15 protein-coding genes are annotated in these 13012 nt (G+C 31.6%); all 15 read right to left on the bottom strand.

Annotated features, from left to right (window positions below):
* Nucleotides 1-143: 143 nt before the first annotated feature.
* Nucleotides 144-740: a hypothetical protein gene (locus BMY39_RS00075; protein ID WP_092573882.1), complete on the bottom strand. Its 597-nt coding sequence runs from the start codon at nt 738-740 to the stop codon at nt 144-146.
* 71 nt (nt 741-811) lie between these two features.
* On the bottom strand, nt 812-1465 hold the full coding sequence (locus tag BMY39_RS00070; RefSeq protein ID WP_092573880.1) for a hypothetical protein: 654 nt from the start codon (nt 1463-1465) through the stop codon (nt 812-814).
* 55 nt (nt 1466-1520) lie between these two features.
* Entirely contained in the window at nt 1521-2267 is a 747-nt protein-coding gene (locus BMY39_RS00065) for a DUF6090 family protein (RefSeq protein WP_092573878.1), read from the bottom strand.
* A 30-nt stretch (nt 2268-2297) separates the two neighbouring features.
* Nucleotides 2298-3062, bottom strand: a complete 765-nt coding sequence (locus BMY39_RS00060; protein ID WP_143064722.1) for a DUF6090 family protein — start codon at nt 3060-3062, stop codon at nt 2298-2300.
* Nucleotides 3063-3240: 178 nt separating this feature from the next.
* A complete protein-coding gene (locus BMY39_RS00055) occupies nt 3241-3981 on the bottom strand; it encodes a DUF3667 domain-containing protein (protein WP_092573875.1) in 741 nt (246 codons plus the stop codon).
* Nucleotides 3982-4075: 94 nt separating this feature from the next.
* Nucleotides 4076-5569: a YfcC family protein gene (locus BMY39_RS00050; protein ID WP_092573873.1), complete on the bottom strand. Its 1494-nt coding sequence runs from the start codon at nt 5567-5569 to the stop codon at nt 4076-4078.
* A gap of 167 nt (nt 5570-5736) precedes the next feature.
* A complete protein-coding gene (locus BMY39_RS00045) occupies nt 5737-6675 on the bottom strand; it encodes an NAD-dependent epimerase/dehydratase family protein (RefSeq protein ID WP_092573871.1) in 939 nt (312 codons plus the stop codon).
* An 82-nt stretch (nt 6676-6757) separates the two neighbouring features.
* Nucleotides 6758-7243, bottom strand: coding sequence for a hypothetical protein (locus BMY39_RS00040; RefSeq protein WP_092573869.1), 486 nt, complete (start codon nt 7241-7243; stop codon nt 6758-6760).
* A gap of 18 nt (nt 7244-7261) precedes the next feature.
* Entirely contained in the window at nt 7262-8008 is a 747-nt protein-coding gene (locus tag BMY39_RS00035; protein ID WP_092573867.1) for a hypothetical protein, read from the bottom strand.
* Between the two features lie 143 nt (nt 8009-8151).
* Nucleotides 8152-8607, bottom strand: a complete 456-nt coding sequence (locus BMY39_RS00030; protein ID WP_092573862.1) for a nuclear transport factor 2 family protein — start codon at nt 8605-8607, stop codon at nt 8152-8154.
* A gap of 187 nt (nt 8608-8794) precedes the next feature.
* Nucleotides 8795-9571: a hypothetical protein gene (locus BMY39_RS00025; RefSeq protein WP_092573858.1), complete on the bottom strand. Its 777-nt coding sequence runs from the start codon at nt 9569-9571 to the stop codon at nt 8795-8797.
* An 80-nt stretch (nt 9572-9651) separates the two neighbouring features.
* Complete coding sequence (locus BMY39_RS00020) at nt 9652-10869, bottom strand: threonine aldolase family protein (RefSeq protein WP_092573856.1); 1218 nt, start codon at nt 10867-10869, stop codon at nt 9652-9654.
* A 321-nt stretch (nt 10870-11190) separates the two neighbouring features.
* Nucleotides 11191-11949 carry a DUF6090 family protein gene (locus BMY39_RS00015; protein ID WP_092573854.1) on the bottom strand — a complete coding sequence of 253 codons (759 nt, stop codon included), beginning with the start codon at nt 11947-11949 and terminating at the stop codon, nt 11191-11193.
* A 178-nt stretch (nt 11950-12127) separates the two neighbouring features.
* Nucleotides 12128-12415 (bottom strand): type II toxin-antitoxin system RelE/ParE family toxin, encoded by a 288-nt coding sequence (locus BMY39_RS00010; protein WP_092573851.1) that lies wholly within the window; start codon nt 12413-12415, stop codon nt 12128-12130.
* The gene (locus tag BMY39_RS00005; RefSeq protein ID WP_092573847.1) at nt 12408-12647 is read right to left on the bottom strand and encodes a ribbon-helix-helix domain-containing protein; all 240 of its coding nucleotides are present in this window, start codon (nt 12645-12647) and stop codon (nt 12408-12410) included. The genes BMY39_RS00010 and BMY39_RS00005 overlap by 8 nt, the downstream gene beginning before the upstream one ends.
* Between the last annotated feature and the right edge of the window lie 365 nt (nt 12648-13012).

The raw sequence follows: 13012 nt of genomic DNA, 5'->3' as shown, positions 1-13012 counted from the left end.
AAACTAATTTTACCTCTAGGAAATTGCTTTCTAATGCGGTTAGCTATAGTATTGCATTGCCCAAAATAATTCTAAGGACTCAGCCAACTATTAACGTATGTAATTTGCTGTGATATAAAACGTAAAGGAAACAGCAATAATTTTTATTGCAAATCCTTTTTTACGATGGTTTGTATTTTCTTTTCTAATGCTGAATACGATAAATTTCCAGATTGATAATCAATTTCAAGTTGCATTATTGTTTTTAATCGCTCTAGCTCTCTTAAATACGTTCTCCTTTCAATATTTTTTCCTGATAGCCTCCGCAGATTAACAAGTACATTGTACATATTAAATAAAGAAGCCTCAGAGATGTTCTTAGAAGAATTTTCGCTTAAAATAATTTGTTCGAATAAATCTGGATAGGGAAGTGAATTATTAATTAATTCTCTATTTATTTTCACCTCAGAATTTAAAGAGTCCTTGTATTGAGATTCAAGATATTGTATTGTCCCTTTTGCATATTCATAATTTAGGTCTAAGGTTCGTTTCGCGGATTTCATTAGTTTAACAGTATCCTCGGTCTCTTTAAGTTTTTCTTGGTAATTTGTTAAGCTTACGGCTATTAAAACACCTAATAACGTTGCTAAAGTTGTAGTTAAAAAATTAAAAAGCTCAGCGCCATTTTTTCTTTTTAGTAGCTTGAAAAGAAAAAAAACAGCAAATACAATTAGAAGTAATAAGAGAATTTTAATAATCATGGCTTACATTTTATTTGTTCATAATGACCTCTGTTTCGATGTTATGTAGAAATTAGAGTTGGTTTAATAGGTTACTTATTAATTATAGGGTTTGTATTAATTTCTTCTATTCTATTTCTAAAAACTATATGCAATGAATCTCTCTTTTTAACAACCTCAATTTCATCCAATATTTCCTTTTGCAACTGGATTTCTAAGTTCAAGTCAGTAGAAATTTTGGTTAGCGTTAAGTTGTATTGTTCAGCTACTATGCTACTTTGATTGAAAGAATAGGTATGAAACAAATTTCTCATTTTTTTTGAAGATTCAAATCTAGACAAAAGGGATTTGTAAGTTGTCCTAGAAATATATTGATTAATTTTTGGGTCTGCGAAGATTATTTGCTCTGTAAATACGGGGTAGTTTAAAGCATTAATCGCAACGTTTAAAGAATCTAATTCTACGCGTTTGTATAGGTTAATAAGGTTTTTATTTTCTAGAATATTTTGGTCAACATTGCTTTTAGAAATTTCAAGCATATCTATAACGTATTGTTTGTCTTTTTTTCTTTCTGCCAAATCAGAAAAATAGAAGGCTAACAATACACCAATAATTGTAGCAATTAGCGTGAAATAGAAATCAATGCCATTAGTATACTTTTTTCTTATTCCTTTAAACCTCTTATTAAAAGAGAAGAACGTAATCAAAATTATGAGTAGTACTATTACAAAAATTAAAAAATTCATTTTATCCTAATTTGTGAACCACAGTAGATTTGGTTTCTACGGTGTTAGTCGTTTGTTATTCAAGATTTTTAATTTCAGAATTAATTTCCTTTACCAGACTTTCAGCATTTAAATTAAATGCCTTGTATAGCTGAATTGACCTTGTTTGCCTGTAAGCTATTTCTGTACATACAGAATAAAACTCCATATCATGTATCATATCATTGTAGTTAAGCGGCAAAAAAGGCGTAGTAGACCATGGCTCCATTGATGTATGGTCTCTATAAAAGTATTTTCTCTGTATCGGAATAACCATATTTTCAAATAAAATATGCATTCTTGCCATATCTGCTATGTCTAAAATATCCATATCAACGTCGAATAGATTAATAATAGATTTTCTTAAATCAACATTCGAAATTAAATCAACACCTTGATCTTTTAAATTTTCAAAGGAAGCATAAGAAAAATCAGGATCCCAGAACGATAAAAAATTAAAAAAATATTGGTTCATGCTTTCGTTGTAAGGTGTTTTTTGTTCAAAAAACTTAATGACTTCTATATTATTGGATTTCATTCGATTAAGTTCGCCAATTCCTTTATTTAAATTGTTTATGTTAGATTTAATATCTTCTTTCAATGCTTGCAGTACCTGAATTTCCTTTTGGACTATTTTTCTTTGTTCGTTCCAATTATTCACTTGCAGCGCCAGTAGAATACCAATCATAACAAGTATTATCTCACCAATAGCATATTTTAAATACTTTCCAGTTTTTCCCTCGGTAAGTAAGTTCTGTCTAATTTTTCTAAAGAATTTTATCATTAATCGAGAATTTCTCTAAAGTTAGAATATTTATTTATTCAATTCTTTTTCTATGTCAGCAATCAGGCTAGTTGCTCTATCTTTAAATCTTTCAAGTCTATTTAAAATAATCTGTTTCCTGGTATAATCTCGTTTTAAGTGATTTCGTCCAGTTGGTTCAGATAATAATTTGACCAGATTTGCCTTTCTAATTGATTCTTCTTGAAAATTTATAATTTCATTAGAATCTTCAAAATTGTATCCCTCCAGGCTAATCTCAAATTGATTATGATTAAAATAAAAGTAATAGGCTTCTTCCTTAGATTCTTCATTATCCCAATTCATAAGATTTATTAAAGAATTAGTCCAAACGGTGTAATAATTATAGACGGTTGTAGAGAGACTGTCATTTTCTGAAATTTGTGTAATATCTAAACTTTTAATTTTGTCAAAAGTTGTCATATTTATTTCGTAATTCGCAATCCTTGGGCGTATCATCATAAAAAGGCTATCGGAATCGATTTCCTCAAAATTTGATAATTGAAGTAATGTCTTTTTATGTTCCTTAAGATTGTTGAAGATTTGAATTCTATTTTCAAATTGCAACGTATCTGATTTCAAATCATTTATTATTCCATGTAGAAATGAACGCATTTGTTTTTCTGCCAGTCTTTCATTATTCCAATTATTAACTTGTAAAGCCAATAATATACCAATCATAACAAGTATTATCTCACCAATAGCATATTTAAAATACTTTGCAGTTTTTCCTTCTGAAAGTAAGTTTTGTCTAATTTTTCGAAAAAATTTCATCATTGGTTGGCGGTTGGTTATAACGAAGCTTAAGGTCTCGTTTAAGCATAGTTGCGGGTTTATGTGCGAGGATTTTAAAAAATAAAAAATCAGAAGCCTAAATAAAGCAACTACCATTGGTTGAGTACAAAATAGCAATTTTTATATACATTATTGATATTTCGTTGTTTCAAATTCCAAATTAAACAAAGGCCTCCAAAATTTTTTTAATCTCAATTATACCGATTAAAGTAGCGAATTTTAATAATTGTGAAATAACAATTGAAACTAAAACAAATAAAACCAAAGTTATTTTTCTGTATTTGTATTTAGAGAAAAATTGATAAATGAACCAAAAAACATAAACAATAGCTATAATTGAGTAAACATCAAGGATTGTACGAAAGGTGTCTTCTTGTATCCAATAATTTAGTATTGTAAAAGGGAAACTTAGAGTAATCATACCAGACATGACATATACGTTCAACAAGATATTTTCTGCAAAATTGGTTTTACTTTTTCTAAATAACACAAAAGTTGAAACGGCCATAGTAACTATCACAATAATATAAATAAGCTGTGGATAAGAAATCATTATTTGGTTAAAAGAGTCCGTAGAATCTTCTAGAATTTCAGGTAAGACCTCATTATCACTGGCGAATAATTTTTGAATTAAAATTTCGATGGCAATTAATACCACTAAAAGGCTAAAACTATTAATATGTTTTATTCTCTTTCCTTGTATATAGTCTCTTATACTGTGACCAGGTCTCGTGAAAAGCTCCTTTAACGTGTATAACAAACTTCGATTAACGTTGAAGATGCCGCTTAAAACTCCGTTCTCAAAAATATGATTAAACGAAAATCGTTTAGTTGATGTTTTTTGTCCGCAATTTGGACAAAAATTTGCTGTAACTAAGCTATTGCAATTTAAACATCTCATTTGTTATGCGTTCTAATGTTTCTGGTAAAAGTTTACTTTAAGCAATGAAAAGCAACAGTTTTGCCTATGGTTAATTGTGTTTGTAGCAACTAATTTAGTAAACAGAAATTGTTAAGAATATCATTAATGTTACTAATAGAATTAAAAGAAGTGGCATTACAAATTTTAACCACTTATTAAACCCTATTTTTACAATTGCCAATGCCGCTAATATTAAACTAGTAGGATTTATAAGGTAAAATAACCCCATACCGTATTGATAAGTGTCTACGATAGTTTCTCTGCCTATATTAACGGTATCAGCCAATGGCGACATAATTGGCATTGTTAATACTGCCATCCCTGAAGATGATGGCATGAAAAAAGATAAACCGCCGTAAATAAAGAGCATAAAGTTTGCAAAAACACCTTTGTTCATACCTTCGGTTATTGAACTTGCATGATATAGAATAGTATCGCTAATAAGTCCATCTTCCATTAAAATTGTTATACCTCTAGCAATACCTACGATAAAAGCTACACTAAGCAAAGTAGCAGCACCCTTTGCAAACTCTTCCACAAAAACACTTTCCTTAATTCTTGCGATAAAGCCTATTACAATAGCGCCAACAAGAAATGTGGCTGTCATTTCTACAAACCACCAATCTAAAAATGACACACCAATAATCATAACCACAAAGCATAATGAAAAAACAACGATAATAAGCCTCAGCCTATTTGTGAATATTGTGGTTGTACTCACCGTTTTTAATCCAAAAAGCGCTTCTAATGCTTCCTTTTGATCATAAATGAGGGATTTTGATGGATCTTCTTTAACACGTTTTGCATAGCGAAGAATGTAAAGGATAGTAATAACCAAACAAATGCATAACATTATCAATCGATTTTCGAGTCCTGTTGTCCAATGTATCCCAGCTGCATCCGAAGCAATAATTGTGGAAAACGGATTTATAGTAGAACACATTGACCCAATACCTGAACCAAGAAATATACAAGCAAGTCCTACCATTGCATCGTATTTCGCAGCTATAAATACAGGAATTAGAATAGGATAGAAGGCCATGGTTTCTTCTGCTAGTCCAAAGGTTGTGCCTCCAGCAGCAATAAGTGTAGTTACCAAAATAATTAGAATATACTCTCTGCCTTGAAGTATTTTTGACATCCAAGAAATTCCAGCATCAAAGGCGCCAGTGAGATTCATTATACCTATTAAGCCTCCAATAATTAGAATTAAAAAAATAATATCGGAAGCTGCAATTATTCCTTTAATTGGCGCTTTTGCTAATTCGGCAAGGCCTTGGGGTCTTGGTTCCAATTTTTTGTAGGTGTTTGGAATGGCGATAGGTTTATAAATATCACCGTTTATAAATTTTTTAACGGGGATTTTAATTGCAAGGTTATCTAGAGTCTCTTGTGTTGCAGGTAATTCTATACGCTTTTCTAAGCTAGTTTTAAAAAACGTCTCACTTTCAGTATTGTATACCAAAGTATCATATTTTCCTGCTGGAACTAACCAAGTTAATAAGGTAACTACTATCGCAATAAAGATTAAAATGGTTTGGGCGGTTGGAAATTTTAGTTTTCTCATTCCTTTATTTATTCTAGGGTATTACATTTCAGAAAATTGGCTAAGGTGTCCTTGTGCGTGGTACGTTAGTAACATTCTTTGATAATATAAAATTTAGTAAAAAAAGCTTGGAATTTCGATAAGAAATTCGACTGTTATGAACTACTCTCATTATTTGGCTTAGGCCTTTAATTTCCAAATGCTTTCAATGGAATTTCTGCTGAATTGAATTTAATTCCCAAATCTTTTTTTGCATTGTCGTTTTTGTAGACAACTTTGGCATTGCCGTTCGGCATTTCATTATTCAACATTTTTGAAATGTCTGAAACTTTCCAGCTTTCACTACTCAATAAATAATTTTTTCCGTGCAATCCTGTTTTTGTACCCGAACTATAAATGCCGTCGGCAACATCTTTTACATCTACTATTGCAAATTCTACATCTGTATCATATAACATTTGAACAAACGGATTTGGTGCTATTTTATTTTTGAAAAGGAATTGTAAACCAGACGAGGTTGAGTCCTCTCTTTGCGAAAGCGATTTACCCATTACAGCAACTGGTGATACACTAGTAATTTCAAAATCAACATTTGGATGTTCTTTTATAAATTTTTCCACTACTTGATTTGCAATAAACTTAGCTTGGGCATAAGGATGGCTTTCTTCGCTCATAAATGGCTGGTCAGATTCATCAATTACATCGTTAACATCCTTTCCATCAGGAAGCATTGGGAAATTCGTGTTATATGATGCTACCGAAGCAATAAAAACCACCTTTTCAATTCCAGACGTTTCCGAAATTACATCAAGAAAATTTTCTGTTCCTTTAATGGTAGGATCAAATAATTCTGTTTTAGGATTTTGTACATCTAGCTGAAATGGAGTTCCTCCGTGAACAAGGATGTTACAGCCTTTAACGAATGCTTTTAGTTGAGGTTTATTTTCAACTTTTAACGGAAGAATTTTAAGGTTTTCTGCATTTGGTAATGCTTTTAAATGGCTATATTTTTCTGTTTTGGAAATGTCGGTGGCTGATACTTTGACCTTAAACCCTTCCTCTAAAAATTTTTTTGTAGTATGGCTTCCAATAAAGCCCGAGCCTCCAATAATACCAACTGTTTTCATGTTTTTTAGTTTTAATTAGTTATGTGTTTCAAAATAAACACTTGCCAAAGTAGGTATTTATAAAGGACGTTAGCATAATTGTTTAATCTGTTTTTTGTTTTGTATAAGCCAATATTATTAAAGAGAATAAGTACAATGGAATAAAAATGCACCATACTAATCCAAGTAAAAATATTTCATTAGCGTGATTTAAGAAAAAACCAAATCCAACAGCAATCTTGAGGAAAATTACTGGAAAAATTGACAAGATTACAATTAGTAATTGAGTAGGAGTATTCTTTCTAAACTGTAATTGCCGGATTTGATGATTAAAAATTAATGCTAAATGATATAGACCAAATGTGCCACATGCGATACGCCATGCAGTGTTATCTTTTACAATATTTAATAATAAATCAGGTACGAATGCAAATATTAATGCGCCACCAGTAGTGCCAAAAATTGTTACGACTGCAAGTCTTGAAAATTTATTGTCTTCGTGCTGAATTGCTACCAGAACTGCTATAAATCCTGTTAGCGTAATTGCTATTTGAGCGATTGTATAATATGCAGTTGGATTATATTCCATATATGTTTATTTAGATGTTTAAACTTTTCTTTTCCATAATGAAAAGATTAGTACTACTAACATCATTACCAATGTAATCAAAAAAGTTGCAAGTTCATTTATTGAACCGATAAATTGGGTTAAATAAACCATTTGATTAGCTTCTTCAATTAATCTACCTATGAAACCATTTATAAAAAATAAAATACATACCAAAAGCCATGGCCACCCTGACCTCCATTGGATAAGAAATAATATAAGTCCCAAGGCAACACTTATGTAAGTTGCGGTAATGCCTGCCCTTTCAAAACGATAAAACGTTTCTGGGCCTTCAATTATATATCCTGGTATAAAACTAATTAAAGTAAAAAATAGGGCTATTCCAAAAAACAAGAGAGATGTACTCATTAGAAAATGTCCGTGTAGCAGTCTGTTGTTTCGAAAAAGAAACCCTAACAAAATAAGCAAAGCGACTTCTATTGCAGGAAAAATATTTTGTATTACCAGCATATCAGCTTCACCTCGCGCGGCCGATTTTGATGCGGAGTGAACAGATAACAATAGTAATGTTGCAATAAGAATAGGTCCAACAACAAAGATGGATTTACCTAAGCTTTTGTGTGCAGAATAATGTTTTGAATCAATAAAAACTAATTGTGTTAAGAGTAGTCCAAGCCAAATAAAAGTAGTCAGAACATGTAAGTTTTGATAAAAAGTCGGATCTGAATCTGGACGAAAATAGATATTCCAAAACCCTGTGATACTTGTTAAAATAACAATTAACAAAAAATGCTTTATTGAAATTGTTTTTTATGTTGGCCATTAGTTTTCACTTTAGTAAATACAAACCTAATAGAAAAACCGCAAGAGTTTTCAGGAGCAGGCGAGAACCAGTAATTAATTATAAACTGTCTTGAGTTGTCATTTTATTAATCTTTTTCATTTTCAGGAATTGCCATAGTCTGGTTAGCCAGAAGATAGCATTTTCCATTTGTTTCTACGTAAGTTCTCATAAATTTATAGGTGGTGGGTACGGGCCCTCTATCCACAACAGTATAACCAGAAACAATACCAGTAGCTCCCAAAATAATTACTTTAACATCTTTAGAAATTCTTGATTTAGTGTTTCGATTATTGCTTTTTAAATATCGATTAACTCTTTCTAAAACAGCCGTTTTATTGTCTATTGTATTCGCATGATTATGAACCCATATAAAATCTTCAGCTAACAAAGAATCGAGAGTATCAAAGTCTAATTCTAACTGAGCCTTTTCCCAAGAAGCGTCTAGTTTTTTTAGGTTTTCAGTAGTTAAACAACGCTCTTGCGCTAACATCTGTAATATTGGTAATACAAAGATGAAAATTGTAAGACTAATTTTTTTCATTTTTAAAGTTTTTTAAATACCAGAATAACGTCTGCTGTCGCAGTGTTGCGGTCCAACTAACTACGCGTCCTTTAGTGTAGAGTTCTCGTGGAGTCTTGTAAATATAATGTGAAAATACTTGGAATACAACTCACAGCGTGCTTCGGGATGTTATTTTTCATTCTTGTTGCAGCCAGTTTTTCTGAATTTATTTATTAAAAACATATTTTATTCCTTCAGCATAAGCGATTGGATAAGTGTTTTCGTAATTGCTATTCGTATATTCTTTAGATTCAAAATGCAACCATTTATAATTGGAGTCCTTAATCAAATCTATCAGTTTGGTGCATTTTGCACGATCATTACTTGTGGAAAATGAATAATGCAATTTTTTTCCCAATTGATTTATTGAAATGGTATCTTTTTCAATTAATTCTATTATCGCAGAGGCATAATTGGGCGAAGGGTCTGTGACTATGAAGTTCTCAAATACGGCAGTTTCCTTATTTTCAATAAAAAGGGCCATTAGTACCAAGCCTCCTTCACTACCTCTACCGATAAATGTTCTCGTAGAATTGGTGGTGTAATTGGTGTCAACAAATGATGTCATATTTTTATAAACTTCATATTGGTCTTGAAATATTTCTGGTTCAGCATCGATATCAGGTATATTTTCTAAACTTACCACCAATGCGTCAAACCCCTCAATTTGCTTAACGCCAGCAACGACCATTTCAAATTCGTCGGTTGCAAGTTTAAAATGTTGTTCTGTAAAATCTATTAAATAGATAGCCGGCAAATCTTTATGAGTTGCAAATGAGTCGGGCAAATAAATTTTACCTTTTGTGTTTGTCCCATTGGAGGAGAATGTAAATGTCTCTATTCTTGATGAGGGAGTGGTTTTCTCATCCTCTATACTAGAAAATGAAAAAACGCAAAAGATTAATATTACAAACCCAATTTCAAATATGATTCTAGTTTTCATATTATTATTTTTTAATTGGTTACAACGGTTTGGTATATGAGCCGTTTTAATGGTGTAGGCAGATCTATGAGCAGTGTTTTTTATTTACGCAAATGATTAACAGCTGTTTTCCAAGCATTAATAATTTCCTGCACGTCTCTAGTAAGCAAGCTCTCATTTACTGCAAATCGCAGCATACCATTTTCACTAGGACGTATTAGAATATTATGTTCTTCAAATAATTTTTCCGCTAGTTCTTTTGAGTTGATGTTGTCAGCTAAATTAAGGGTATAAATATTAGTTCCATTCTTTGTAGGGCTTATGGTAATTCCGTCTATCTTATTAAGTTCAATAATTAATATTTTGGCTGTAACAACTACTTGGTGTAATCGTTCGGTTATCCCGTCTAAATAATGTAACGCAATAGCCGTGTTATTCCAATTCTGAAACATATTTCCCCCAAGTATTTTCCTTTGATGAGAAATTTGATCAATTATTTCCGCATCACCACAAAGCATTGCTCCTCCATTTGCGTTTAGATATTTGTATAAGGATACATACACTGTATCAAAATAAGAAGCATATTCTTCAACTGAAACATTTGTAAATGCTGATGCTAAATGGATACGAGCACCATCTAAATGCATTTTATAGCCATTGTTTTTGCAATAGGCCCTTATCTCTTTGAGGGTAGCGATAGGTATTGCTGTTCCATTGGCACGCCTTATGGGATTTTCAACTACAACTGTACCTAGCCCACTACGAAACACCTCATTTTCATCGATGTATTTTACAGTACTTACTAAATCGTCCAATTGAAAATAAGATTTGTCTTTGCCAATAGGAACTAATCTTAAACTATGAACACTTTGAGAGGCATCAGCCTCATCTCGAAAAATATGAGAGTTTTCAGGTACAATTACCTTGGTGTTATTTCCATTCAATAACTTTATTGCTAATTGATTTGCCATTGTCCCAGTTGGTAAATAGATAGCTTTTCCCTTTCCTGTTAATTTCGCAAATTTTTCTTCAAGAGCTCTGGTAGTGCCGCCATTTCCATAAAAGTCAGGTTCAAGACTTTCCCTCTCATCAATTTCAGTAAGTTTTTTTAAATACTGTCGTGGTGATAGGTTAAGACCATCATAAATAAAGTTGACCGCTACTTCTGGATTATTTACTGAATCAAGTGTCTTGTTTTCAGACCAAGACATTGCATTTAAGCCAACTGTTGGAAGCAAAAATGGAACAGTTGAAAGACTACATTTTTTAAGAAAATCTCTTCTATTATTTCCTTCTTCTTTATCTATTACTTTTTTCATCTATTGTTTTTAAATATTGTCTACCAGTTTTGTACATAGCGCAAATGGGTCCTGTCCACCTAAAGCTATTGTTCTCGCTATCCGTTATGCAGGCTGTTGTGGGTAGTTTTGTGAAGATTTTCCTTGGACTCTTGTAAATATACAGTGAAAATACTTGGAATACAACTCACAGCGGGTTTTGGGATGTTATTAGTGCAACGGGAGATTTTGTAAAAACGCTGTAGGTAACGAGGTGCAAGAGGTGTCGACTAAAAGTAGCTAAATTAATTAAAAGAAGTAGGTGAAATTAAGGGATTACTTATTGCGATTAATATGCTTTTATTATTTGTTGTTTTCGGTTTCTAAAAGTTCTATTATCTCTACAGCAAGTTTTAAACATTCTTTGTGTTTAGATTGTAGTTGTGAATGAAATACAATTTGATTTTCTATCATATTTTCGAATTCAATACTCTGAAGTAAATTATTATTGTCTATTTCAAATCCAGACTTTGGAAATTTTAAGGCAGTTATTTCTTTATCAGAAGACATTTGATCAGAATTTAACCAACTACCATTTTTAATTATAAACCGAATAAGGTCATTATCATAAACAGTTGATTGGTCCTCCCTATTTTTCAAAGTCTCTAAAGTTGGCAACCAAGAGGAAAGTTTATTCCTTAAAATATCATTTTCAATAATTCCAAGTTTTCCTGAATTAATCAAATCCATTAAAAACCCATTTTGTGGAAAGTATTGCGGAATGCTAGGTGCAAGCTGTAATAAACTATCTATTTTAAAGCCATCTTGATATTTATTGCCAGTTTGGTTGAGTATTTCAAAACAAGCATTTATAATTTCATTAAGTTCCTCAATTGAATTACTAAGTTGTGATTTGTTGTATTTAAAATCCAACTTTAAATTATTAATTGCGTTTATCTCTAAGCTATTTTGTTTTAAAGTTTCATTATAATTATTTAACTGTAGGGCAATTAATATTCCAATAACCACAAGGATAATTTCTCCAAGAGCATATTTTAAATACTTTCCAGTTTTTCCTTCTGAAAGTAAGTCGTGTCTAATTTTTCTAAAGAACTTTATCATGTAGTAATGATTGGTTAAATAATGAAGCACAACGGATTTGTGTATGACGTCGTTGCGTGTTTCAGCAACTAATTTAGCAAATACAAACCGAATAGAAAATTGGCGAGGATTTTCAGAAGTAGGCGAGAACAAGCAATTACTTATAGCAATTGTAGGCAACAGTTTTTTTTAATTCAGATTATAGTTTTTCATTCAAATCTTGCCTGCCGACAATTGCCATTATTTCTACAATATCCTCATTTACTTTAAAATAAATGCTATCAACTCCACAAACACAACGTCTGTAGTCTTTTTTAATATAGTCAACCAATTCAAATGAAAAGGGTCTTTGTACAATAATTTCAAAATATTTAAAAAATGATTCAAAGTATTTGTCCGCTTGAGTCATTCCAAATTTTTTCACACCGTAATGATGAATCCGTATCAAGTCATTTTTAGCTTCATTGCTTAATCTATATTTAGTCATTAAGTAAAGACTTTGATTGAGCTAAAATTTCATTTTTACTTTCACTTGTAAACCCGCTATTTTCGGCTTTCTCCAATTTAGCGCGAATCCAGTTAATTTCAATTTGTTGTTTTCGGGCTTGTCTAATTAAGTCATTTATTAATTCACTCTTACTTGAATACTCTTTTTTATCCACTTGAGTTTTTAGCCATTCATCGTTTGGCTCGGTGAATGATATACTTTGTCTTGCCATAATTTAATTATTTGATGTAAATATACACCAAATTCGAATCATCTCCAAGTTGTTGCCAACGTGTTCGTGTATGGCTTGTTGCGGAAAATCCGTAGGGTTTTCCGATTAAGGAAACAAGATAGCAAATTGCGCAAGAATTTCCGAGTAGGAAATTCAGAAGCAATGAGCTATTCACGTCTTAAGTTTACAATTCAATAAATTAGACTATTAATCAGAAAGAACAAAAGAGAGAAATAAGGTTAGTATACACGGTGAAGCTTTGGACTTCGACAACATTGGTAACCCTCTCTCTTTTACTACTAAGATTTCGTTCAGTTCTTTGAGTATAAAAACTCGATTTCAAGTTGTTGAAACGTCAGTAGCTC

It is taken from the genome of Hyunsoonleella jejuensis, assembly GCF_900111025.1.
Taxonomy (GTDB): domain Bacteria; phylum Bacteroidota; class Bacteroidia; order Flavobacteriales; family Flavobacteriaceae; genus Jejuia; species Jejuia jejuensis.
The sequence above is the reverse complement of the archived record's forward strand: the minus strand, read 5'-3'. Positions and strand labels throughout refer to the sequence as shown.

Bases quoted from the DNA above. Each gene is read 5' to 3' on its own strand.
- BMY39_RS00075 (WP_092573882.1), bottom strand. From the start codon at position 740: ATGATTATTAAAATTCTCTTATTACTTCTAATTGTATTTGCTGTTTTT.
- BMY39_RS00070 (WP_092573880.1), bottom strand. From the start codon at position 1,465: ATGAATTTTTTAATTTTTGTAATAGTACTACTCATAATTTTGATTACG.
- BMY39_RS00065 (WP_092573878.1), bottom strand. From the start codon at position 2,267: ATGATAAAATTCTTTAGAAAAATTAGACAGAACTTACTTACCGAGGGA.
- BMY39_RS00060 (WP_143064722.1), bottom strand. From the start codon at position 3,062: ATGATGAAATTTTTTCGAAAAATTAGACAAAACTTACTTTCAGAAGGA.
- BMY39_RS00055 (WP_092573875.1), bottom strand. From the start codon at position 3,981: ATGAGATGTTTAAATTGCAATAGCTTAGTTACAGCAAATTTTTGTCCA.
- BMY39_RS00050 (WP_092573873.1), bottom strand. From the start codon at position 5,569: ATGAGAAAACTAAAATTTCCAACCGCCCAAACCATTTTAATCTTTATT.
- BMY39_RS00045 (WP_092573871.1), bottom strand. From the start codon at position 6,675: ATGAAAACAGTTGGTATTATTGGAGGCTCGGGCTTTATTGGAAGCCAT.
- BMY39_RS00040 (WP_092573869.1), bottom strand. From the start codon at position 7,243: ATGGAATATAATCCAACTGCATATTATACAATCGCTCAAATAGCAATT.
- BMY39_RS00030 (WP_092573862.1), bottom strand. From the start codon at position 8,607: ATGAAAAAAATTAGTCTTACAATTTTCATCTTTGTATTACCAATATTA.
- BMY39_RS00025 (WP_092573858.1), bottom strand. From the start codon at position 9,571: ATGAAAACTAGAATCATATTTGAAATTGGGTTTGTAATATTAATCTTT.
- BMY39_RS00020 (WP_092573856.1), bottom strand. From the start codon at position 10,869: ATGAAAAAAGTAATAGATAAAGAAGAAGGAAATAATAGAAGAGATTTT.
- BMY39_RS00015 (WP_092573854.1), bottom strand. From the start codon at position 11,949: ATGATAAAGTTCTTTAGAAAAATTAGACACGACTTACTTTCAGAAGGA.
- BMY39_RS00010 (WP_092573851.1), bottom strand. From the start codon at position 12,415: ATGACTAAATATAGATTAAGCAATGAAGCTAAAAATGACTTGATACGG.
- BMY39_RS00005 (WP_092573847.1), bottom strand. From the start codon at position 12,647: ATGGCAAGACAAAGTATATCATTCACCGAGCCAAACGATGAATGGCTA.